The organism is Aeromonas sp. S12(2024), from assembly GCF_041402305.1.
GTDB lineage: Bacteria > Pseudomonadota > Gammaproteobacteria > Enterobacterales > Aeromonadaceae > Aeromonas > Aeromonas veronii.
In genome coordinates, this window is sequence record NZ_JBGLRB010000008.1 from 14,063 (window position 1) to 37,169 (window position 23,107).

The window sequence follows — 23,107 nt, forward strand, 5'->3', positions numbered from 1 at the left end:
TGTGAATTTAGATAAAAAGTACTTACGACTAAATAATATTGTGCAATTTGCAGCTTTTTTATTTGGTGCAATAGTTTTAACTGTTCCCAGTGGCTATGGATATGGGCCTAGCATTTTAGTTTTGGCAAGTGTTTTTGTCTTTTGGCGTAAAAAGTATTATGTGGCAATGAGTTCTGAGGTAAAAATATTATCATATATATTCATCTCTTTTTTTATCATCCAGGCAGTGTCAATCTGGATTGATGGTGGTGCTCTAAAAGAGTTAGACCGACCCAGTCGCCTATTAATGGCTGCAATGACATTGCCTTTATTGAGTTTGTTTCCCGTGAATATTAATGTGTTTATTGCGGGGCTTTCTATTGGAGCAATTAGTTCAGGTCTAATTGCGATATATGAGAAAGTTTATTTAGGAATGCCACGAGCTTTTGATGAAAGCATGCCAATTCAGTCAGGCAACATCAGCATGACATTGGCATTGTTATGTCTATGTGCTTTTTTTTGGTTCCGCCATTTAGGGAAGAAAAGCATTGCTGCCATTATGCTTCTTTCATTTTTAATGGGGGGGATAGGCAGTTTTCTCTCCGGGACCAGAGGTGGCTGGGTTTTACTTCCAATCGTATTGTTTACAATAGTTTTTTATTTTCGAAAACAGCTATCCCTCAAAGATGGTCTCTATGCAAGTACAGTATGTGCCTTATTGTTTTTCTTGGCTATGCTTCCGCAAAGTGGCGTAATGGACAGGATATATAATGCGAAAGCAGATGTTGTTCATTATTTTGATGGTGTGAACCCGGATACATCTCTAGGCATTCGATTGCAGTTGTGGGAAAGTGCATATAACTCTTTTTTGGAAAAACCAATTTTTGGTTGGGGAAATAACGGCATTCGCTTATCACAATTAAACCAATATAATAATGGTTCTATATCCGAGTTCATTTATAATTTTAACTCACATGCACATAATCAATTTTTAGATGAATTGGCTAAACGCGGCATTATAGGCTTCTTGATGTTAGCTCTGCTGTACTTTTATCCACTTTGGGTTGCGAGTAAAAATAGAGATAACTTGTTGGTTAGTAGTATGTTGGCGGTTTCATCATTAACTCTTGTTGATTATAGCTTGAGTCAAGCATTTATAAGTCATAACTCCGGGATGATATTCTTCATGTTTTTATTTTCGGCTTTAACTACCACAATAAAGGTATCGCCTCTGGAGGGAAGAAAATGATTAAGAAATTGCAATCATGGCGCGATATCATTCGTCGTAAAATAGGGATTGTGCTTTTTGACCGGTCTTTGAAATCAGCTTCAAGTGATGATGGTGCTATAGTCTTTGTTCGTTGGGATGCCAAATTGGGGGATGCCATAGTATCATCTTGGGTTGCTCGTGAAATAAAAAAGAAGTTTCCAGGAAAAAAAGTAGTTGCAATTACAACTCCTGAGATGAGGTCTTTATTTAAAAACCAATTTCTTTTTGATGAAGTTTATTCTATTCCGAAAAGACCAAGTTATGCAGCACTCGCCTCATTGGCTAGAGATATAGGAGATGTTGAATATCTTGTTCATCTTACTAATGAAATGAAGATGAAAGATATTTTCTTTATCTCAAAATTATCTGTAAAAAATGTTATTGGTATAGATGACAAAATAAAATGTGTGAATATTAAAATTGGTCATTTAACCAAGAATATTCACTTCTCACAGAAGTTTGCCTTGGCCGTTAATAAAATGGGGGTTGATAACCCCGATACAGATTATATTGTTCCAGAATATCTTGAAGATGAGTCAAGCGTTAAATCTAGCTGGCCTGATAATCCCACAATCTGTTTTAATCCTTACGGTAGTGGCAGCTCACGAACATTTAATGATGAAAAAATTATCGAGATCCTGAAGGTTATGTTGAGCAAGCCTGGATATAATGTATGTTTGCTCTATCCACCGATAAAGAAAATTGAAACAGAACACAATATCAGGAGAATGCCTGATATCTTAAGGGAAAGAGTTATCACACATGACTCATCCCATTCTTTAGGTGTTCTATTCGCTCAAATAAGAAATAGTATCGGTATCGTGTCTGTAGATACGGCGACAGTACACATTGCTGCAGGGCTTAAAAAACCTATATTTGGAATATATAATGATAATTTTGGTAAAGGTGAAAACCGGGAGTGGTTACCAAATTTTGAGAAAGCCATGGTAATGTATGTTGATGCCAAAAAAGAACAAAATGTAAACTACATTAATATGGAGGGGTTTGAGAATCAATTTAATGATTGGTATGTTCAGTACATAGCACAATAATTTAGATTTCTGCACCATAGCTTGGTGCAGAATAAAAATTAAAGCATCGCCTTTATGTATTTATTTACCCATATATCTAGTCTGTATTGATTTTTTATATCGTCAGATATGTGATGATAAGGGATCGTTAAAAAGTCAGGTGAGACTTTTAGATCTGTATCTGTTATGCAAAATATGTTGTTGGGATGAAAGAACGGAAATGTCTCTGCGGTATTGTTATTTGATATTATCTTTTGTTCATAGGCAAGAGACTCAAAGAATCTAAAAGACAAGCCTTTTTGTGACTGGTATCCTATATCAAGAATACAGTGATAAGCCGATGAGATTGCCAATAGTTCATCACCAGTAATTGGCTTGGTAATTATTTCTATTCTCTTGTCTCTTATTTTTTTGATCTTTCGGTGGTGATCAACATAAATCATGATTTTAATTTTTAAGTCTGGGTTGGCATCCAGAAATGCAGTTATAAAGGCGTAGCGTTCACGATCAAAGCTAAAAATACCAAACACATCACCATCATAGTTTCTGTTTGGTTGGAGTGGGGTTAAATTCTTTTTATAGTAGTTAGTTACTGGTGTAAAGCCATATTTTTTAACATCTTGCGGATCAAAGCTCAAAACTTTATCAAAAAGTGAAATGTTTTTGATATTATTTGGCATTCTGAGAGTACTGTCCCACAGGTGGCAAATCATCCTGTTGGTGCATTTTTTGAGCTGTGTCAGATGTTCTGCCGTGTAAATATCAGGATTAGTGAGGATCGTGATATCAAAGTGGCGGTTTTTTGTAAAACCATTCAAAAACTGGGTGGTCGACAGCCAGCTTCTTTCTTGTTTTAAATTTCTTTTAAACAGAGCCTTTGAAATTAAGTTTGATATTCTCTCTACTGGGTGCAGGTAATCATATCTAGATATTTCTCCATTCTCAATAAATGTAACCACGTGTCCTTGTTGTCGCATCTCTTCAACTATCGGGGTAATGAGCCCTGCGTTATCAATACCTATTAATAGGATATTCATTGGATTCGCTCTCAAAATGACATTTCAATGTTATTTCATTAAATTTAATAAACTAAAGTGACATAAATGATTTTATGGTCTCTGTACTAGAGAATGGGCTGTAAAAATGATCTGGTATATGCATTTTATCAATATCCATACGAGATATTTTTTGCGCTATTTTGGGAATGTCAAAAAGGGCGCAAAGGTTATCTTGCAGTGGCCCAGTAAGAATTTCTGCCGGTCCAGATGGACAATCCACACTGATAACCGGCGTATGGCAGATAAGCGCTTCAATAAGCACTGTTGGTAGCCCTTCTGCATCTGATGTCAGGATAAGTGCTTGGGCAGCTTTGATATAGGGGTAGGGATTCTTCTGAAAATCGATGATTTTCACCTTGTTGGCAAGGTTCATCTCCTCGATCATGGCCTCAATGTGAGGACGCCGCTCCCCTTTTCCCATCAGGACGAGTGGTGTATCAACGCCGCTTAGCTGATATGCCTGCAAGAGACGATCATGGCGTTTCCGCTCTTCGAAGGTGCCGACATGGATAAAATACTTGTCGAATGGCTTGCTGAAAGGCACATTAGCCAACGCTTGAATATTCTCGATATCAAACGGATTGTATATAACCTGACACGATTTTGGTGTGGCTTTTACATTTTGTAAAATGTCGTCCGCGATGCCACGAGATACGCAGATCAGTTTCTTGCCATTATAGAAGCACTTGAATTTTCCATATCCTTTGGCATTGTCTTTGGCAAAACCGGTGACATTACCGTGGATCCAGTAATAGATATTCAGTGTATCAGGCAGGTGCCTGGTAATTTTATCACATGAGCATGAGATGATGACGTCAGGTGAAATCTCTTTGATTCTTTTCAGGATCAGCGACGCTTGTATTTTTTCAACCGCAACATTGGATATGGCTTTAGTCAGCTTTGTGACAATGCCAAGATTAATCGGGTGAATGTTGTCAGGTAGCGTATGGTCTATTTTTTCCCGCAAGGTAAACAAGGTTACATCTGCACCGGCATCTTTTAGCAAGGATGCGGTATTGAGCAAAACCTTTTCCGCACCACCACCATACAAGTCTTCAACAATGAATAAAAACTTTTTAACTGGTGGGGTCATAACTGCTCCGCGGGTCTCATAACTGACTGGTAAATCTACTAAAAATGTGAATCGTAAACGAGCAAAATCAGGTGGCAACTGTTAAAGTCGTTAGCAATTTTTTCAATAGGTATGGATCAATGATTGGTCTTAGTGGGCGCTACCATAACGCATTATTCGCGGCCTGTATATTTGCCGGGCTGCTGCTTTCCTGGTTGTTTTCCGATCACCAACTCCTCTCCGGCGACCAGACCCAGATGCTCTACAAGGGTTACCTTGGGGCTTATGAGGGGGTCTGGCTCAGCTATGGCAATGCGGCGAGTGCGGTGGGCAATGTGCCGGGGAGCTTGTCGGCCTGGCTGATTGGCGGGCCGCTGCTGCTGTGGGATTCTCCCTATGCCCCCATGGTGTTGCTGCTGGCGATGCGGTTGGTCGGATTCCTGCTGTTTGATGCGGTGATCCGTCAGGTGTTTGATGACAGGGTGCGCCTGCTGTTTCTGGTGCTCTGCTGGCTTAACCCCTGGTTCCAGTACGAGAGTCTGCTCTACAACCCCTCCTATCTGTTCCTCTTCTCGGCCATGCACTGCTGGTCTGCCTGGCATATGCGCGAGCGGGCCTCCTTTTGGCACATGATCGTTCACCTACTGGCCATCGGCATGGCGATGCAGCTGCACTACTCCTGGCCGCTGCTGGCGGTAATGTCCACCTATCTGTTCTGGCGCCGCATTCTCAAGGTGAGCTGGAGCGGGGTGGTGGTGGCGACCCTGCTGATCGGTGCCTCCCTGATCCCTTACGCGATGGAAGTGATGAGCAACAGCCACATCACCCAGAACGTCGATCCCGAGGCGCGCCAGCGCTATATCGGCTGGGGGCTGGTGCATGTCTATCCGGTGTTGAAATCAGTGCTCTACTGGCTGCGCTACGGCTCCTGGCTGTTTGCCAGCAAGCTGGTCAACGACACCCAGTTCATCTGGCTGGCGGGGCACGAATACCTGCAGATGGCGGCAGTCTGGCTGTGGCGGGTGGTGATCTACGGGGTAGGCTCGGCAACTGTGCTGCTGGCGGCCAAGGCCAACTGGCAGCTGTGGCGCGAACTCAAGCCACGTCTGCTGCGTAGCGATCGCGCGCCAGTGGATGGTGAAAGCTGGCTCGGTCTCTATGCGCTGGCGGCGGTGCTGGCGGTGCTGGTGAGTTCGGCGCTCTCGCCCATCATCTTCAACTACTGGCACCTGATGCTGATCTTCCCCTACGCCCTGTTCCCGATCCTGCTGTTACTGGTGCGCTGGAGCCGCCGTTACCCGCAGTGGGTTGGCAAGGGGCTGCTGGCAGCCACCCTGTTCTGCACCGCGGTGAACCTGATTGCGGCGTGCGATAGCACCAAGTTCTCCTATCAGGCGGACTACAAAACCCAGGTGCTGGAGTATCTGCAAGAGATGAAGCTGCAACCCAAGCAGTGAGTCATTCACGGCCAGCCCCCCGGTCTCGGGGGGCTGGCTGTCACTATTCGAAACGGTCCATATGGGCGAAGTTTTTGGCTTCGGCAACCCAACCCTCACGCCCCTGCTTGTCCCGAATTTTTACCCACCCCTGGTTCTGCGGTGACCGGCCGTATCTGATCTCTTTGCGCGCATAGTCATAATCGAGAATGTAGGTTTTGCCCTTGTACCAGAACAGGCTATTGCCTTCGCCCAGTCCGCCGAGGATATAAAGCGTTTCCCCTGCCTTCATATTCAACAGCGGCCCTTTGCCCTCTTTGCTGTAGCCCAGCTTGACCGATCTGAGTATCTCGACGATCCCCGGTTGTTCGGTAATGACGACCCCGGTCAGCCCTTCCACCTGCTGGCCGCGGGGTAGCCGGAACAGCGCTTTGGCCGTCAGGGATGGCTCGGCTCTGACGATCACCTCTTGCTTGGTGGTCCACGCCTGATAGGTACAACCCTCAAACGGGCAGCGACCCCAGTCGTAATAGGGCAGGCGCGGCTTTTCATCAGAACTTACGGTCGCAGCAAACAACGACAACAACAGCAAAAACAGTCTCATGAATCTACCTGTCCGGCGGGGCGCTCATCCGCCGGTTTAATGAATGGGGCCGCACTATATCTCAAGAGACCAAAATCCATCAAAGCCGCGGAATTATTGATTTTCACCGCAATAAAACGGGGGCCCATTGGTCATGGGAGTCGGGGGCGCAAGAGGCCGAAGCGCGGCAGGAGCGGATAGCCCGCCCCTTTGCCTTGTGCCATGCTGATGGCTATCAGGGCATCGGGTCGGCACTTATGGGCATCTCTCGTTCGGGTATGCGTTTGGTATTACTGCTATCGGCACTTCTTCCCCCTCTTATGACCATCAGCCAGGCCGTGGAGATCAACGCGCCACTGCGGGGATGCGTCTTCCAGCTGGCGCCGCTGGTCACCATCGATCAGCAGGGCGAGGTCTCCGGGCCGGTGATCGACTACTTTCGCCGTCATATCGAACCCGCGATCGGGCGTACCATCGAGTGGCAGGGGCTCAATGTGGCGCGGCTGCTCAGCAACCTCGAGAGCGGCGAGTGCGATCTGACCCCGCTGCTGAGTTACAGTCCCGAGCGTGCTCGCCACTTTCGCTATATAGACCCCCACCTGTTGCTGCTGCGGCCGGTGCTGGTGGTACTGGTGCCATCGCGACTTCATGCGGTTGAGCGGCAGGAAGATCTCTTCGGCACGACTATCGGCTGGTCGAGTCAGGCGATCGTGCCGCCGCTGTTGCAGCATCCGCAGATCCACATCGACACCCTATCCCAGCTCAGCTGGGAGCATGGCAACATGCAGAAGTTGCTGCGCGGGCGCATCGATGCCGCGCTCTTCTCCAACGATATTTCCGCCAACCATTTTCGCGCCAAACTTCCTGCGGCGACCCGCCTCATCTACCTGCCGGTCACCCCGCTGCAGGTGCATATCGTGTTGAACAAGTCGTTGGGGGACGGCAATCCCGAACTGGTGCAGCGTATGCGTCAGATGGTGGAGCGGGTGCCGCTCGCCTCGCTGGTGGAGCCAACCCCGCGGCTGTGGGGGCGTTGAGAGGGGGTTGCGTGCAATAATCTACAAGTCCAAGGCCCGCTTCTGGTGTATCTATAAGCCATGAATACCACCGATTCCCTCATCCGCTACTGGCAATCCCCGCACCTGCCGGGGGTCGAGCTGTCACACTCCCACCACAGGGCGTTCAGCTACGGCCGCCATGTCCATCTCGACTACCATATCGGGCTGGTGCAGCGGGGGGGCCAGAAGTTTATCCACAAGGGGAACAGCCACCATCTGGTGCGCGGGGTGCTCTCTACCGTTAACCCGGATGAGGTGCACGACGGCCTCAGCCTGCTGCCGGAAGGGTACGAGGTGCGGGTCTTCGCCATTGATCCCCAGCAGCTGGCGCTCTGGCTGCCGGAGCAGCCGGAACCCTTCTTCGACAAGGGATTGCAGAGCCGCCCCGACCTCTATCAGGGCTTTGCCCAGCTGCACGGCTATCTCGACAACCCCAAGGCCGATGGCCTGCTGATCGAGAGCCAGCTGCTCGCCCTGCTGGGGGAGCTGCTGCATCTGGCCCCCGAGGTACACCAGCTGGCCGATCCCCAACTACGATTCCTGCGCGACTATTTGATGGCCGCCCTCGACGAGCCCCACTCGCTGGAAGAGCTGGCGGGGCTGCTCGGGCTCGACCGTTTCGCCTTCCTGCGCCAGTTCAAGAAGCGCAGCGGCATGACCCCCTACGCCTGGCTGAAACGGCTGCGGCTGGAGCAGGGTAAACGGCTGCTGGCGAGCGGGATGGCGGTGAGCGAGGTGGCGCTGGCGGTCGGTTTCTTCGATCAGAGTCACTTCCACCACGGCTTTCGCCAGGCATTCGGTCTGACACCCGCCGAATTTCGTGCCCAGATGCAATCTTTTACAAGCCGAGTCTCCCGCTGATCCGCCATGCTGGCTCTCCGTCGTTAAAGCGAGAGTTGTTATGCTGACCAGTCTGTTCGTTACCCTCGGCCTGATGCACCTGATTGCACTGGCCAGCCCCGGCCCCGATTTCGCCCTGATCCTGCGCACCAGCCTGCACCGGCCGACCGCCCTTGGCGCGGCGCTGGGCATCTCGCTGGCGATCATGGTGCACGCCACCCTGAGCCTGACCGGGATCAGCATGCTGATTGCCAGCCATCCGCTGCTGTTTATGGTGATCAAGTGCTGCGGCGCCCTCTATCTGGGCTGGTTGGGGTGGGGCGCCCTGATGGCGGCTCGCCAGCAGAGCAGTACCGTGATGCAGAGCGCCGCCAACGAGCTGCGCGGCTGGGGCAGGGGCGTGCGCACTGGCCTTGCCACCAATCTGCTCAACCCCAAGGCGCTGGTGTTCTTTATCGGTCTGCTGGCTGCCATGGTGACGCCAGAGGTGGATGGAATGACCCGCAGCCTGCTGGTGGGCGAGCTCTTCATCATCTCCCTCTGCTGGTTCGGGCTGCTGGCGTTGAGCCTCTCCACCGATCGTGCCCAGCGCCTGCTGCTGCGGGTGCAGCGGCCACTCAATCTGGTGACCGGCGTGCTGTTTGCGGTGGTCAGCCTCTCCATTCTGGCGAGCATGGGCGCCGAGCTGATGGTCTGACGAGTCGGCGCATGGGCCTATACTCCAACAAGGTTTACCTGTCAGGAGTGCCCGGCCATGCGTCTACTGCCTCTTTGCTGGTTGTTGGGGATGACCCCGGCGCTGGCGGCCCCGGTTCAGCTCAAATTGCTGGAGTGGGGCTATCTGCCTGCGGGTTATGAACAACAGTTTGCCGACTACGCCAAAGCCCATGGGGTGGAGGCGACGGTCAGCCGGATCGAGCCGCTGCTGACCGATTTCGACAGCGTCTACCGCGCCCTGCGCACCCGCAGCGCCGATGTGGTGCTGCCGACCAGCTACTTCTACAAGGCCCATCACCAGCCGCTGTTCAAGCTGCTGCTCCCCATCGATTTCAGTCGCCTGCAGCACTACGCCGAGGTGAAACCCGCCCTCAAGAACACCGAGTATGACAAGCAGGGGGAGCGCAACTACTCGGTGCCCTTCTCCTACGCCATGTTCAGCCTCGCCTATGACAGCAAGCAGGTGCCGCAAGCGCCCACCAGTTGGCAGGTGCTCGCCAACAGCTCGCCATCGGGTCAGTTTGCCGAGTTCTGCGACCAGTTCGAGCCGCTGCTCTTTTCGGTGCTGCTCTCCCTTGGTAAGTCGCCCGCCCTGTTTGCCAGCGGCGAGATGCTGGCCGACAAGAGGTTGCAGCAAGAGGTGGAGCAGCAGCTCTCGCAGCGGCTGCAGGCCAGTCGCGGCTTCTGGTTCAATCAGGCCAACCGCTGCGAGGATCTGCGTCAGCAGACCTTTGCCACCACCTGGGGGCTGGAGCTGGTGGAGTGCAACAAGCAGAACGATCAGCAGTGGCGGATCGCCATGGTGCAGGAGGGGGCCATCTATGCCCTCGATGCGATCTCCATCGCCCGTCATGTCGGGGATGATCCCGCACGGCTTAAGGCTGCCTACCTGCTGGTGGATTTTCTGCTGAGCGCGCCGCTGCAACGCCAGATGCTGGTGGGCACGCCCACCATCTCGGCCAGCAATATGGCCTCCCGGCCGCCCCTCAGTCCGCAGGAGCAGGCGGTGCTGCCGGATCGCCCGCTGCCGGAGTTTGACGAGCGACTGCTGGTGCCCGCGCTGCCCGCCCATATCAAGAATCGCTACAAACGGATGGTGCAGCAGGCGATCGTCGCCAGCGGCAAAGAGGGGCTGGTCAAGCAGTGCCCCTGGGATCTGGATAACTGAAGAGGAGTGTCCTGTCGCTTCTCCGGCGGCAGGCAAGTTTGCGCAAGATGGCTGATGATCGGTCATCGCGCGTTCCAGAGCATTCCCCCATTCAACCCACGCCGCTCGTTGGCCCCCATCGTTTGAAAAAACTGCGCGCTTTCCGCAATCCCATTTAGCCGGATTAAACAACCGAACCCTCGCCAGATTGCCGTTCGTACCCTGGCTGACCCTGTACAAAAGTGCCTCAATTGTGACAACTTGGATGTGAGCTGAACAATCCTGATCTGTCCCTTGTGGGAAGGTGATGAATAGGTTATTTCTCTGTGACATTGGCGGCATCCGGCACGGGTTATCCAGCCATGTGGTGCGAAATCCACCGCAAAAACAAACAGTAAAATGCAGGAGCAAATATGAAAAAGGTCGTGATGGTTGCCGTGGCTGCGGCCCTGCTGGGTGGCTGCGCCGTCAAGAATCAGGTATCCCACAGCTTGCAGGCAATCCCGTTGACAGCCTTCCAGCAGAGCGAGAGCAACCCCAATCAGCGCGTCTACAAGGAGCCGGGTGTTGACCTGCGCCAATACAATGAGGTGCTGCTCGATCCGCTGCAGTTTATCCGGCAGGAGAACGGTCAGTGGTATCTGCTGACCGCCAACGAACAGAACCAGATTGGCCGCTACTACCACGACAAGTTCCAGAGCGAGCTGATCAAGCAGGGCGTCAAGATCGCCACAGCCCCCGGCCCGAAAGTCATGCGGATCCAGGCCGCTGTCACCAACTTCGACCTGACTCGCCCCGATCCCAAGCTGCGTGACCTGCTGCCCGCCAAGATCGCCATCAACGTCACCCGCGAAGTGATCGGCAAGGAGCCCTACCTGCTCAAGGTGGGCAGCATGGCCCAACTGCTCGACTCCCGGAGTGGCAAGCTGCTGGTGCGGGTGATGGATGCCCGCGAGAGCACAGATACCACCCACAAGGATGAGCCCATCACCGCCGAGGAGATGGAGAAGATGATCGACCAGTGGGCGGCCAGCCGTGCCAAACAGCTGGCGGACAATCTGGGGAAATAAGAGCAGGAAATAAGAGCCTCAGAAAACGGGTGCAGACAGATCGAGAGAGGGAGCCAGCGGCTCCCTCTTTTGTCTCCATTTTTGTCCGCACCGCTGCCGCTGGCATGGCCGCACAGCCCTTGCAGGATGGGAATCGACCCGCAGCCGAGTCCGTCTTTTCACCATCTGCTGCGAAGTGGGCTGACCGATTTCTGCTTTTCTCAGCCGCATTCAGGCAGTTAGGATGACCCTTCCCGTGACCGCATCCTCATAGAAAAGGAACCACTATGAATCGCCACCCCTGCATCAAACACTGGAGCGAGCTGCAAGAGCAGACGCCGCGCTACTACTCCGGCAGTCAGGAGCCCCTTTCTCGCGGCTGCGCCCTCGGCAAACACTTCGGCTTTAGCCGCATCGGCATTCACCACGAGATCGTCGAGCCCGGCCATCGCACCAGCTGGCCCCATGCCGAAAAGACCGAAGACGAGTTTGTTCACGTGCTGGAGGGGACGCCGGATGTCTGGCTCGACGGCGTGCTCTATCGGCTGCAACCGGGCGATTCGGTCGGTTTCAAGGCCGGTGACGGGCTGGCCCACGCCTTTATCAACAACACCGAAGAGACTGTCCGCCTGCTCTGCATTGGCGATACCGATCGGGAGGACAACCGCATCCATTACGCCGTGCATCCCGAGCGCAATATCACCCTCGGCAAGCTGCACTGGGATGACGTACCCGAGCGCGAGTTGGGTGATCACGACGGCCTGCCCGACAAGCTGCGCGAGCGCAACGGCCCCTTCTAGGGCGGAGCCTTTCTGCGCACCAGATCTGCACCACCCGATATGAAAAAGCCTGCCGTGTGGCAGGCTTTTGCTATCTCTTGGCCACCTGTGGCGAGCAGCGCTTATTGCAGGTTGAGCCCGCCCAGATAGTCGCGCTTGCCGAGATCGACCCCGGCGCGGCGCAGCAGGGCGTAGGCCATGGTGAGGTGGAAGTAGAAGTTGGGAATGCCGTACTCATGGACGCAGGTATGGCCATCCATCCCCTTGCCGCCCGCCCAGTGGGGCACGTAACGGCCGCTGGCATACTGGCTGTAGTCCGCGTCCAGCTTGCCTTGCAGATAGCTGATGGTCTTGCCGATATGGGCGCGCAGATCCGCTATGGTCTTGGGGTCATCGCCCATGGCCGGCAGCTCGCTGTGGCTGGCGGTGGCGACCACGGCGCGGGCCGAATCGCAGCAGATTAGCACCTGCTTGGACAGCGGCAGCATATCGACGATCAGCCGCTCGCCGAAGAAGTTATCCACGTTGAACTGCTTCGCCGCGGCGTGGGCCTCGGCCTTGGCCAGACAGTGATCCAGATTGGTCAGCATCTTGATGAACTGGGCGGTGATATCGCGATTCATGAGCACTCTCCATCTTGTTGAAACAGCGGCTCGCTTGCGCGGCCACAGTGAATGAGACTGGCTAATCGGCCACCAATATACCCCAACCGCTGCCGGGTTCGAGCCCGTCGCGACGAAAAGGGCAGAGTAGCGCTACTTCGCGCGACAGCCGTTGGCCAAGCCGCCATGCTCGCTTTTTGAGCCTGCGAGTCCCTTATCGCCCCTTTTTTGATCTGTGACATAAATCACCTTTTTTCAGGGGCGTAGGCTGAATGCCGTTGTCCTGGACAGACGCCTGCGCATTCGCCAGGACACAAGAAAAGGAGAATGAAATGAAGATCTATGACCGTAACCGCAATGTGCTGAACCTGGGTCAGCGCGTCATGATTGCCGCCACTGGCGCAGTCGATTTTCTGAAAGAGGCCCACACCGACAACATGACCCCCTATCAGGCGGAGCATGAGAAGTGCGTGCTGCTGGCAAACTCCGGTGAGCGCTACGCCCCCATCGAGTTGATTAGACTAGGCTGATCCCTTTCCCTGTCACCCTACTCTTTACAATTCACCCGGCCGCCGCGCCCCATCTGGCGGCCGGGTTTCTGATTTCCCCCACCTTCATCCCACCAAATGCCGAAAAATTGAGCCGGGTCACACCCCACTCGATTTGAGCGATTGTCAGCCAGCGCAGGCTCATGCGAACCTTTAAATCCCGTTAACCCACTAAAAAATAACGACTATGTTCAGGCAAATAGTGATGAGTGCCGCCCTGCTGTCGGCGGCGCTGCTTTCCGGTTGTGCTTCCGTGCCTATGGCCGATACCACCGCAGACGCGCAGGCCAAGCAGTTTGTGGCGCCCAAAGATGCGGCCAACCTCTATATCTATCGCAACGAGACCTTCGGGGCGGCCGTTAAAATGCCGCTGCTGGTGGATGGTATGGCGGTCGGCGATACCGTGGCCCACAGCTATATCCTCAAGCAGGTGACTCCGGGCAGTCACACCATCACCTCCAAGTCGGAGAACGATGCCACCCTGACCCTCAGCACCGAGGCGGGTAAAAACTACTACGTCTGGCAGGAGGTCAAGATGGGCCTGCTGATGGCCCGCTCCAAGCTGAGCCAGGTCAGTGAGGAAGAAGGCAAACAAGGGGTGATGGAGAGCAAGCTGGTTAAGTGACTAGATGCTTTCATTAAAAACAAGGCGTAGCTTCACCAGTTACGCCTTTGCCCGAAAGTGGGTGTTCCAGATTTCCTGTCCATGTAGGTTCGATTAGCGAAGCGTAATCGGACGATCGCGTAATCGAACATCCGCACCATCACGACCCGCAAGCAGATCGAAGTGAGGCAAGGTTATGCTTGGCTTTTCTGTCTCAACGAGGGGAAAGGGATGGCCAACTGGCGGCGGGCATGGTGGCCAGGAGGAACCTGGTTCTTTACCGTCAACCTGCTGGAGCGGCGCAACAACCGGTTGCTGGTGGAGCAGATCGAGCTGCTGCGTCACAGCGTTGCCAAGGTGCAACAGGCTCACCCCTTCGCCATGCATGCATGGGTGGTGTTGCCCGACCATCTCCACTGCATTCTCTCTTTGCCGGAGGGGGATACCGATTTCCCCCTGCGTTGGCGGTTGATAAAAAGCCACTTTTCCCGCGCCTTGCCGGTGAACGAGCGGCACAGCCAGACCCGCTTACGCCACGGGGAGCGGGGCATCTGGCAACGCCATTATTGGGAGCACCTGATCCGGGATGAGCAGGATTACCGCCGCCATATGGATTACGTCCATATCAACCCGCTCAAGCATGGTCATGTCACGCGGGTAGCCGATTGGCCGTATTCCACCTTCCATCGTTATGTGGTGAGCGGCGTCTATCCACCGGATTGGTGCGGGTCGGTGGATGGGGCATCGGGGGGATTGGAGTAAGCCCCTAAAAGGGTTGTTCCGTTGTAAGCGTTCGATTACGCGATCGTCCGATTACGCTTCGCTAATCGAACCTACGGCCCTAGTTTCCTTCTCAATTGATTCCCATCTGAACCCATAACGGTTCAAGGTCCGCGGGGAGCGGAAGGGTTCGCAGAAGAGCGTTCATACGTACATCTTCTGACTTTTGCCCAAGCAAGCGATTCAATGCTTGGTGCACAACCATAGGGTAAAACTTTTTAGCATACAGATGCTTAGTAAAAAGTTCGTGATGGTTCATGCCCAGATATTGCTGCTCCAGTGCATCAACCTCATTGGCAATTAGTGTTGAGTCAAGCCCATCAAGCCAAGCTTGCAAGATTTGCTCTAGCGCTTGGCGATTTGGGACGACTAGGGGGTTATCAAGAATGGTTCCTCGGTGGTTTGGTTGACGCATCCGCTGGTATAGGGGGTTGACCACTTGCCATAGAGCGGCATGCCTAATCCATGTCACTAACGAGCCATTAATCTCTGCATTTAGGTCAGCTTGGTTATTCGGCATCTTTGCGCGTTGCACGTCAGGTAATGCAGTCCAGATCTCGTCAGGGACAATCAGATAACTTTCGATGCAAAAACGTGGTAATACAAATAAATTGGCATTTTGTTGCGATGCTTGTTGTACGTCGGCATCAGTCCATTCATCTCGGTCAATTACTCCTAACCAATCTGGTTCTTTGCCGACTATCTCAATTACCTTCGATTTACCATGTGCTGCAATTACAACCCAATGTTGCTCCCAGTTAGTACGTTTCTTGGTAAGAAATGCTCTAAACACGTTCACATCATCCTCACCCTCAACAAGCAATACTTGTTTCCCTGTTTGAGCGATCTGTTGCGTTTTAACGCTAGCAATGAACTGATCAATTTTGCTCATTCAGCCCCCAGCTCAATTCGCTTACCGTTTAGCTCATAGCGTTTCCAGATTTCTGGTTGATGAGATGTAATCAGCAGTTGACCTTGTTTGTCAGATACCAATAGTTCAAGACAGGCCAACATACTACTGACCAGTGATGGGTGCAGATACAGATCCGGTTCGTCGATCATTACTACACAACCATTTTCCCCCCAGCGCTCCAATACATAAATCAGGATCAAGACCTGATGTTCACCTGCACTCAAGTCATCCATCGAATGCACTACTCCACGCTGGCTTTTTACCTTTACCCGAAGGCGGTTTTCACCCGGCTTTATATCTGGGTCGATTTCCTTGCCTTGTAAGAATTCGTTCAGACGACGGATTACTGCATGAAAAGTGCGTAGCTGCGTTGTTTTCAACGAAATGAGTGAAGCTTCTAGTTGGCCTTTCCAGTCTTCGTTTGCCAAATAACGTGGCATCCAGCGGCTGGCAGGATCATCTGCAACGACACCACCCACACCACGCCGTGGGCTGACCCAGCGACGCTCTTCTGCATCTAAATAAATCAAATTTGGGAAGCTGGATTTCTCAAAACCTAACACCATTTTACGTCGTGCTAACGCCAAATCTTCCAACCACTGGCCCGCAGGGATCAGTAAATCTCGCTTAGGTGCTCCTGGTTTACCAGTACGGCTGACTGACTCACCGATCCATTGAACATCTGGCAGTTGAGTCTGCACTTGCTCCACCCAAGTCGTTTCACCAAAAATGATTCCCAGCAAACCTGCTTTTTCTGTTTTAGGGTGCGGTACATTTGGAATATCAGATAATACCACCGCACAACCACCCCAGCGTTGTAACCATTCTCTTGTGTTCGCGTTTTTAGGAAGTGGTTTTCTCCCATCAAGCCAATCTCCCAACGCCAACCAAAGCATTGCTACCGCTCGCAATACGGTTGATTTCCCGCAGCCATTTGGGCCAGTCAATAAGACATTGTGTTCAATGTCATCTGACCAGTCATTAATTAGACAGATTGATTGATCAATCAGTGGGCCTACTTCGGAAAATAAAAGCTGCTGTATTTTCATTTCGTTATCCCTAGCCTGTAACTTTCACGCACAGTAATCCCACAAAATACAGGGAAGAAAAAAATAACCTATAATGGTGACCCTGTGATTTGCAAGCAGTCATCGCTGATGAGGTTCGTGAGCCTTGCATTTAGACGCCCATCTTACAAGGTTTCCAATCTTGCATAGGCTGTTATCAGCCACTTGGCGCCGACGTCGTCGAACTGGATCTGCACCCGGCTCTGCTGGCCGACCCCTTCGAAGTTGAGTACCACCCCTTCGCCGAATTTTGGATGGAGCACCCGCTGGCCGAGCTTGATGCCGCTGGCGTCAAAGCTCTGCTGCACCTCATTCTGGCTAAAGCGGCCGTACTGGGTGGGGCGGCTGACCTGAGTGCGCAGCCGGATCTCTTCCAGACACTCGGCGGGCATTTCGCGGATAAAGCGGCTCGGTTTGTGGAACATCTCGCGGCCGTAGATGCGGCGGCTCTCGGCATAACAGATGTAGAGCTTCTCCATGGCGCGGGTCATGCCGACGTAACAGAGACGGCGCTCCTCTTCCAGCCGGCCCGACTCCTCGGTGGATTGCTGGCTGGGGAACATGCCTTCTTCGACGCCGACCAGCAGTACCAGCGGGAACTCCAAGCCCTTGGCGCTGTGCAGGGTCATCAGCTGCACCGCGTCGGCATATTCGTCCGCCTGATTCTCGCCGGACTCCAGCGCCGCGTGGGCGAGGAAGGCGGAGAGATCGCTCATATCTTCCAGCTCGTCCGGGCGCTGGTATTGGCGGCAGGCGGTGACCAGTTCGTCCAGGTTCTCTACCCGCGCCTGGGATTTCTCGCCTTTTTCCGCCAGATACATCGCCTTGAGGCCGGAGTTCTGGATGGCGATATCCGCCTGCTGGTGCAGCGGCAGCAGGGAGACCTGCTCCTCCAGCGCGTCGATCAGCTCGACAAAGCCGCGCACCGCATTGCCGGCGCGACCGGTCAGCACCTTGTCGTTGAGCAGCGCCTTGGCCGATTGCCACAGGTTGAGCCCCTGATCGCGGGCGTTGCCGCGCAGGATCTCGAGGGTGCGATCGCCGATGCCGCGGGCCGGGGTGTTGACCACCCGCTCGAAGCTGGCGTCGTCGCCGCGATTGTTGATAAGCCGCAGGTAGGCCATGGCGTCCTTGATCTCTTGCCGCTCGAAGAAGCGCAGGCCGCCGTAAATGCGGTAGGGCATGGCGTCCTGCATCAGCGCCTCTTCCAGCACCCGCGACTGGGCGTTGGAGCGATAGAGGATGGCGCAGTCGGCCAGGAGGCCGCCCTTTTCCTTCCAATCCTTGAGACGGCCGACCACGAAGCGGGCTTCGTCCACCTCGTTGAAGGCGGCGTAGAGGGAGATCGGCTCGCCTTCGGCCCCTTCGGTCCACAGCTCCTTGCCAAGGCGCTCGGCGTTGTTGGCGATGACGCTGTTGGCGGCCTTGAGGATATTGGCGGTGGAGCGGTAGTTCTGCTCGAGGCGGATGGTCTCGGCGCCCTGATAGTCGGTCAGGAAGCGCTGGATGTTCTCGATCTTGGCACCGCGCCAGCCGTAGATGGACTGGTCATCGTCGCCGACGATCATCACCTTGCCGCTATTGCCCGCCAGCATCCGCAGCCAGGCGTACTGGATGCCGTTGGTATCCTGAAACTCGTCCACCAGGATGTTCTGGAAGCGGTCGCGGTAGTGTTCGAGGATGTGCGGTTTGTTGAGCCACAGCTCGTGGGCGCGCAGCAGCAGCTCGGCGAAGTCCACCAGACCGGAGCGATCGCAGGTCTCCTGATAGGTCTTGTAGATCTGCTGATAGGTGCGGGTGACGGGATCGCCGTAGAGATCGATGTCGCCGGGGCGCAAGCCCTCGTCCTTCTTGCCGTTGATGTAGCCCATCACGGCGCGCGGGGCCCAGTGCTTCTCGTCGAGGTTGAGCGCCTTGAGCACCCGGCGGATGAGGCGGTACTGGTCATCGGAGTCGAGGATCTGGAAATCCTGCGGCAGCCCCGCATCCAGATGGTGGGCCCGCAGCAAACGGTGGGCGATGCCGTGGAAGGTGCCGATCCACATGCCGCGCACGCCGTCGCCGATCACCTTCTCGACCCGGCCGCGCATCTCGGCCGCCGCCTTGTTGGTAAAGGTGACCGCGATGATGGAGAAGGGTGAACAGCGTTCCACCTGCATCAGCCAGGCGATACGGTGCACCAGCACCCGGGTCTTGCCCGAACCGGCACCGGCCAGCACCAGCAGGTTGCAACGGGGGGCCGCCACCGCGTCTCTTTGCTTGTCATTGAGCCCGTCGAGCAGGGTTGAAACGTCCATCACCACTCCTGTTTATTTATACAGGCGGGGATTATACGGCCATCCCCCCTGCCAGACCAAATCCAAACTCGGGGGGAGGGGCGAGATGGGGTCTTGCAGGGGCGCCGGTGCGGCCATTTTTGGCTGGCGCAGAGAGAGGAGGGCGGGGAGGTTTCCAGCTGTAGCCAATCCTTGCTCGCGCGGTTTGTAGGGATTTTGCGAGCCGGATCACGGGCTTGCCGGGGGGCTGGATGAATAAGAGGGGAAAACGGTTTACAGTAACTTGCTGAACAATAAGAGAAATGTCGTTTGGGTCTTTTGGTTGTTAGCATAAAAAACTGAAAAGTAGCTAAAAAACAACTGCTTATAAGGTTATTTGCTTAGAATTCAAACCGTTAACGCAAACGTTTTTCCCTTATCATTTGCTTGACCCGCATCGGGGCTGACTTAGAGTAAGCCTGCGTGCTAGATAGCCTGCTCTGACAGGCAAGCAAGTTCCCTCACTTAATAACAATCAAGGATACGATCGTGACTAAAGTGCTCAAGCTGGCCACTGTGGCCTCCCTCACTCTCGCTGCTCTCTCTGCTCAGGCTGCTTCCGAGCCAGCCGTCATTTATGACACCGCGGGCAAGTATGACAAATCATTCAACGAAGCCGTGTTCCGTAACGGCGTCGAGCTCTACAACAAGGACAAGGGCGTCAAGGTCAAAGAGTTTGAACCCCAGAACGAAGCCCAGCGCGAGCAGGGTCTGCGTCGTCTGGCCAGCCGTGGCAACGGCCCGATCGTGGCGGTCGGTTTCAACATGGGCTCTGCCGTTGAGAAAGTGGCGACCGAATTCCCGAAAACCCAGTTCACCATCATCGACATGGTGGTCGACAAGCCGAACGTCCAGTCCGTCATCTTCAAGGAGCATGAAGGTTCCTTCCTGGTGGGCGCGCTGGCTGCCATCGCTTCCAAGAGCGGCAAGGTCGGCTTCGTGGGCGGCATGGATATCCCGCTGATCCGCAAATTCCAGTGCGGTTACGAGCAGGGTGCCAAGTTCGTCAATCCGAAGATCGAAGTGTTCCAGAACATGGCGGGCTCTACCCCGGCCGCATTTGCTGACCCGGCCAAAGGTGCCGAGCTGGCCAAGTCCCAGTTCGCCAAGGGCGCTGACGTGGTTTACGCCGCGGCTGGCGGTACCGGTATCGGTGTCTATCAGGCAGCCAAGGACAGCGGCAAGTTCGCCATCGGGGTGGACTCCAACCAGAACCACCTGCAACCGGGCACCATGCTGACCTCCATGGTCAAGTCTGTGGGTCTGGCCGCTTACCAGACCTGGGATGACGCTGCCAAAGGCGAGTGGAAGCCGGGTATCAAGAACCTGGGTCTGGCGGAAGGCGGTGTGGATTGGGCGCTCGACAAGGACAACGAGAAGCTGATCACCCCGGAAATGAAAGCCAAGGTAGATGCCATCAAGGCTGAAATCATCGCTGGCAAGGTCAAGGTTCATGACTACATGAGCGATAACACCTGCAAATACTAATTAGATAGTTGCTACGACTCTCAACGCACCACCGGCCCGCACGGGCCGGTTTTTAGTCTTATTTCATGAAACGCAGGGCTGCATCATGGACCAGACAGATCGCTATGCCATCGAATTAAGAGGTATCGATAAGCGGTTCGGCGAAGTGTACGCCAACAAGCTGATCGACCTTAAGGTTCGCAAAGGCAGTATCCACGGCATTGTCGGCGAAAATGGCGCCGGTAAGTCCACCCTGATGAGCATCATTTATGGTTTCTACCATGCCGACAAAGGCGAGATGCTGATCGACGGGAATCCTTTCAAACCCCATGGCTCACAAGATGCGATTGCCGCAGGCGTGGGCATGGTTCACCAGCACTTCATGCTGGTCAATAACTTCACCGTATTGGAAAACGTCATCCTCGGCGCTGAGAACGGCTGGCACCTTCAGCAGAGCGTGGCGTCAGCCGAAAAGTTGCTTGGCGAACTGGCGCGGGATTATGGCCTAGACGTGCCGCTGCACGAGAAGGTCGAAGATCTGCCGGTTGGCTTGCAACAGCGGGTTGAAATTCTCAAGGCGCTCTATCGCGGCGCCCGCATCCTGATCCTCGACGAGCCGACCGGGGTACTGACCCCGCAAGAGGCGGATCACCTGTTCGAGGTGCTGAAAAAGCTGCGGGATCAGGGGGCAACCATCATCCTCATCACCCACAAGCTGCGGGAGATCCTGGCCATTACCGATCAGGTCTCCATCATGCGCCGTGGCGAGATGGTGGCCCACGTCGCCACCAAGGATACCGACAAGGAGCAGCTGGCCGAACTGATGGTGGGCCGCAAGGTGCGCCTCAAGGTCGACAAGGGGCCAACCCAGCCCGGTGAAGCCAAGCTGAAGATCGAAGGGCTCAGCTACGTCGATGCCAGCAAGGTGGAGCGGGTCAAATCGGTCAGCTTCGAGGTGCGGGCCGGTGAAGTGGTCGGCATCGCCGGGGTCTCCGGCAACGGTCAGTCCGAACTGCTCAGCCTGCTTGGCGGTATTCTCAAGCCGAGCAAGGGCGGCTTCACCATCAGCAGCCGCAGCGGCGTGCACAAGGTGAGCGCGGAGCACCCGGCCGATCCCGAGCTGGTGCGCAATTACGGCCTCGGTCATGTGCCGGAAGATCGCCACAAGATGGGGCTGATCAACCGCTTCGAGGCGAAAGAGGCCTTTATTCTCGGTTATCACCGCCGTCCGCAATACAACAAGGGGTGGCTGCAGAACAAGGAGGCGATCCAGCAGGATTGCCAGGCCAAGATGGAGAAGTGGGACGTGCGCCCGCCCCATCCCGATCACAAGACCGCCAACTTCTCCGGTGGCAACCAGCAGAAGCTGGTGATCGCCCGTGAAGTGGAGCAGGACCCGGATGTGCTGTTGATCGGCCAGCCGACCCGCGGGGTCGACATCGGCGCCATCGAGTATATCCACCAGCAGATCATCGCCATGCGCGACAAGGGCAAGGCGGTGCTGCTGGTCTCGGTGGAGCTGGACGAGATCATGAGCCTCGCAGATCGCATTCTGGTCATTGCCGATGGTCGCATCGTCGGCGAGCTGGATGGTGCCAAGGCGGATGAGCGCACCATTGGTCTGATGATGGCGAACATAGTGCCGGACGAAGTTGCCAAGGAGGCCCACTGATGAGCCAAGTACGTATTCCTGCCTGGGTCTCCGTAGGCGTCTTGTCTGCGGTCAACATCCTGCTGGCCTTCCTGGTGTCGGCCATTCTGTTCTACTACCTCGACATCAACCCGGTCGATGCCGCCAAGATCATGTGGTACGGCGCGTTCGGCACAGGTGAAGGGGTTGGTTTCACCCTCTACTACGCAACCGGCTTTATCTTTACCGGTCTGTCGGTGGCGGTCGCCTTCCACGCCGGTCTGTTCAACATCGGTGGTGAAGGTCAGGCCTATATCGGCGGGCTCGGTGTCGGTCTGGTCTGTCTGATGCTCGGCGATGTGCTGCCGTTTGCCCTGCTGTTGCCGCTCTCCATCATTGCCGGTGGTCTGTTCGGTGCGGCCTGGGCCTTTATTCCGGCCTGGCTGCAAGCCAAGCGCGGCAGCCATATCGTGATCACCACCATCATGTTCAACTTTATCGCCGCCTCGCTGATGGCCTATCTGCTAGTGGAGGTGTTCAAGCCGCCCGGCTCGATGGCGACCGAGAGCAAGGTGTTTGCCGAAGCAAGCTGGCTGCCCAAGATGAGCGGGCTGGCGAACCTGTTCGGGATGGAGATCCCCAACAGCCCCCTCAATATCAGCTTCTTCTGGGCGCTGATTTGTGCGGCGCTGGTGTGGGTCTTTATCTGGCACACCCGCTGGGGTTACGAGATCCGCTCGGTCGGGGCCAGCCAGAGTGCCTCTGCCTACGCCGGTATCTCCTATCCCAAGGTGGTGATCCTGGCGATGGTGATCTCCGGCATGCTGTCGGGCTTCTTTGCCCTCAACGTGCTGCAGGGTGAGCTGCACCAGATCAAGCTCAACTTCGTGGAAGGGTTCGGTTTCACCGGTATCGCGGTGGCGCTGATGGGGCGCAACCACCCGGTCGGCGTCATCATCGCCAGCCTGCTGTTCGGTTTCCTCTATCAGGGGGGCGCCGAGCTCAGCTTCGAGTTCGGTGTCGACCGCAACATCGTGGTGGTGTTGCAGGGTCTGGTGATCCTGTTCTGTGGTGCCCTTGAGCACATGATGCGTCCGCGCATCGAGCAGCTCTATCTGGCGTTTGCCAACCGCTCAGCCGCGCAAGCTAAAGGAGTCTGATC

22 protein-coding genes are annotated in these 23,107 nt (G+C 54.5%); 15 read left to right on the forward strand and 7 right to left on the reverse strand.

Annotated elements, in window-relative coordinates; all coding sequences use genetic code 11:
• The first annotated feature begins 1 nt into the window (after nt 1).
• The gene (locus ACB035_RS09595; protein ID WP_371167163.1) at nt 2–1,228 is read left to right on the forward strand and encodes an O-antigen ligase family protein; all 1,227 of its coding nucleotides are present in this window, start codon (nt 2–4) and stop codon (nt 1,226–1,228) included.
• Nucleotides 1,225–2,301: a glycosyltransferase family 9 protein gene (locus tag ACB035_RS09600; protein WP_371167164.1), complete on the forward strand. Its 1,077-nt coding sequence runs from the start codon at nt 1,225–1,227 to the stop codon at nt 2,299–2,301. The genes ACB035_RS09595 and ACB035_RS09600 overlap by 4 nt, the downstream gene beginning before the upstream one ends.
• Nucleotides 2,302–2,339: 38 nt before the next feature.
• On the opposite strand, the gene ACB035_RS09605 is transcribed toward ACB035_RS09600, so the two are convergent.
• Both ACB035_RS09605 and ACB035_RS09610 read right to left on the reverse strand, forming a co-directional pair.
• A complete protein-coding gene (locus ACB035_RS09605) occupies nt 2,340–3,317 on the reverse strand; it encodes a hypothetical protein (RefSeq protein WP_371167165.1) in 978 nt (325 codons plus the stop codon).
• A 52-nt stretch (nt 3,318–3,369) separates the two neighbouring features.
• Nucleotides 3,370–4,431, reverse strand: coding sequence for a glycosyltransferase (locus tag ACB035_RS09610; protein WP_371167166.1), 1,062 nt, complete (start codon nt 4,429–4,431; stop codon nt 3,370–3,372).
• A gap of 236 nt (nt 4,432–4,667) precedes the next feature.
• Between ACB035_RS09610 and ACB035_RS09615 the strand changes: the two genes are divergently transcribed.
• Nucleotides 4,668–5,867, forward strand: a complete 1,200-nt coding sequence (locus tag ACB035_RS09615) for a 3-deoxy-D-manno-octulosonic acid transferase (protein WP_371167213.1) — start codon at nt 4,668–4,670, stop codon at nt 5,865–5,867.
• 43 nt (nt 5,868–5,910) lie between these two features.
• Here the strand turns inward: ACB035_RS09615 and ACB035_RS09620 are convergent, their stop codons facing one another.
• Nucleotides 5,911–6,450, reverse strand: a complete 540-nt coding sequence (locus ACB035_RS09620) for an SH3 domain-containing protein (protein WP_371167167.1) — start codon at nt 6,448–6,450, stop codon at nt 5,911–5,913.
• Between the two features lie 257 nt (nt 6,451–6,707).
• Between ACB035_RS09620 and ACB035_RS09625 the strand changes: the two genes are divergently transcribed.
• The 6 genes from ACB035_RS09625 to ACB035_RS09650 all read left to right on the forward strand — a co-directional run bounded on the left by ACB035_RS09625 (nt 6,708) and on the right by ACB035_RS09650 (nt 12,040).
• Nucleotides 6,708–7,466, forward strand: a complete 759-nt coding sequence (locus ACB035_RS09625; protein ID WP_371167168.1) for a substrate-binding periplasmic protein — start codon at nt 6,708–6,710, stop codon at nt 7,464–7,466.
• A gap of 60 nt (nt 7,467–7,526) precedes the next feature.
• Nucleotides 7,527–8,348 carry an AraC family transcriptional regulator gene (locus tag ACB035_RS09630; RefSeq protein WP_335842365.1) on the forward strand — a complete coding sequence of 274 codons (822 nt, stop codon included), beginning with the start codon at nt 7,527–7,529 and terminating at the stop codon, nt 8,346–8,348.
• A 40-nt stretch (nt 8,349–8,388) separates the two neighbouring features.
• Nucleotides 8,389–9,024: a LysE family translocator gene (locus ACB035_RS09635; protein WP_371167169.1), complete on the forward strand. Its 636-nt coding sequence runs from the start codon at nt 8,389–8,391 to the stop codon at nt 9,022–9,024.
• Between the two features lie 57 nt (nt 9,025–9,081).
• Entirely contained in the window at nt 9,082–10,212 is a 1,131-nt protein-coding gene (locus tag ACB035_RS09640; protein ID WP_371167170.1) for a PotD/PotF family extracellular solute-binding protein, read from the forward strand.
• Nucleotides 10,213–10,604: 392 nt separating this feature from the next.
• Nucleotides 10,605–11,261: a DUF3313 domain-containing protein gene (locus ACB035_RS09645; RefSeq protein WP_005340820.1), complete on the forward strand. Its 657-nt coding sequence runs from the start codon at nt 10,605–10,607 to the stop codon at nt 11,259–11,261.
• 266 nt (nt 11,262–11,527) lie between these two features.
• Nucleotides 11,528–12,040 (forward strand): cupin domain-containing protein, encoded by a 513-nt coding sequence (locus tag ACB035_RS09650; RefSeq protein WP_005357028.1) that lies wholly within the window; start codon nt 11,528–11,530, stop codon nt 12,038–12,040.
• A gap of 101 nt (nt 12,041–12,141) precedes the next feature.
• Here ACB035_RS09650 and ACB035_RS09655 read toward each other — a convergent pair whose 3' ends face one another.
• Entirely contained in the window at nt 12,142–12,642 is a 501-nt protein-coding gene (locus ACB035_RS09655; RefSeq protein WP_371167171.1) for a DUF1993 domain-containing protein, read from the reverse strand.
• Nucleotides 12,643–12,953: 311 nt separating this feature from the next.
• Between ACB035_RS09655 and ydfZ the strand changes: the two genes are divergently transcribed.
• The 3 genes from ydfZ (at nt 12,954) to ACB035_RS09670 (ending at nt 14,535) form a co-directional block, all read left to right on the forward strand.
• Nucleotides 12,954–13,151, forward strand: a complete 198-nt coding sequence (gene ydfZ / locus ACB035_RS09660; RefSeq protein WP_005342516.1) for a putative selenium delivery protein YdfZ — start codon at nt 12,954–12,956, stop codon at nt 13,149–13,151.
• Nucleotides 13,152–13,356: 205 nt separating this feature from the next.
• The gene (locus tag ACB035_RS09665; RefSeq protein ID WP_371167172.1) at nt 13,357–13,794 is read left to right on the forward strand and encodes a DUF2846 domain-containing protein; all 438 of its coding nucleotides are present in this window, start codon (nt 13,357–13,359) and stop codon (nt 13,792–13,794) included.
• 210 nt (nt 13,795–14,004) lie between these two features.
• The gene (locus ACB035_RS09670) at nt 14,005–14,535 is read left to right on the forward strand and encodes a transposase (protein ID WP_371167173.1); all 531 of its coding nucleotides are present in this window, start codon (nt 14,005–14,007) and stop codon (nt 14,533–14,535) included.
• A 91-nt stretch (nt 14,536–14,626) separates the two neighbouring features.
• On the opposite strand, the gene ACB035_RS09675 is transcribed toward ACB035_RS09670, so the two are convergent.
• The 3 genes from ACB035_RS09675 to uvrD form a co-directional block, all read right to left on the reverse strand.
• Nucleotides 14,627–15,445, reverse strand: coding sequence for a DUF3226 domain-containing protein (locus tag ACB035_RS09675; RefSeq protein ID WP_371167174.1), 819 nt, complete (start codon nt 15,443–15,445; stop codon nt 14,627–14,629).
• Nucleotides 15,442–16,515 carry an AAA family ATPase gene (locus ACB035_RS09680; RefSeq protein ID WP_371167175.1) on the reverse strand — a complete coding sequence of 358 codons (1,074 nt, stop codon included), beginning with the start codon at nt 16,513–16,515 and terminating at the stop codon, nt 15,442–15,444. Before ACB035_RS09680 ends, ACB035_RS09675 begins: the two co-directional genes overlap by 4 nt.
• A 143-nt stretch (nt 16,516–16,658) precedes the next feature.
• Nucleotides 16,659–18,830 (reverse strand): DNA helicase II, encoded by a 2,172-nt coding sequence (gene uvrD / locus ACB035_RS09685; protein WP_371167176.1) that lies wholly within the window; start codon nt 18,828–18,830, stop codon nt 16,659–16,661.
• A 507-nt stretch (nt 18,831–19,337) separates the two neighbouring features.
• Between uvrD and ACB035_RS09690 the strand changes: the two genes are divergently transcribed.
• The 3 genes from ACB035_RS09690 (at nt 19,338) to ACB035_RS09700 (ending at nt 23,105) form a co-directional block, all read left to right on the forward strand.
• Nucleotides 19,338–20,336 (forward strand): BMP family protein, encoded by a 999-nt coding sequence (locus ACB035_RS09690; RefSeq protein ID WP_005340803.1) that lies wholly within the window; start codon nt 19,338–19,340, stop codon nt 20,334–20,336.
• Nucleotides 20,337–20,421: 85 nt separating this feature from the next.
• Nucleotides 20,422–21,987 carry an ABC transporter ATP-binding protein gene (locus ACB035_RS09695; protein WP_043821432.1) on the forward strand — a complete coding sequence of 522 codons (1,566 nt, stop codon included), beginning with the start codon at nt 20,422–20,424 and terminating at the stop codon, nt 21,985–21,987.
• Nucleotides 21,987–23,105 (forward strand): ABC transporter permease, encoded by a 1,119-nt coding sequence (locus ACB035_RS09700; protein WP_005357011.1) that lies wholly within the window; start codon nt 21,987–21,989, stop codon nt 23,103–23,105. Before ACB035_RS09695 ends, ACB035_RS09700 begins: the two co-directional genes overlap by 1 nt.
• Nucleotides 23,106–23,107: the final 2 nt, after the last annotated feature.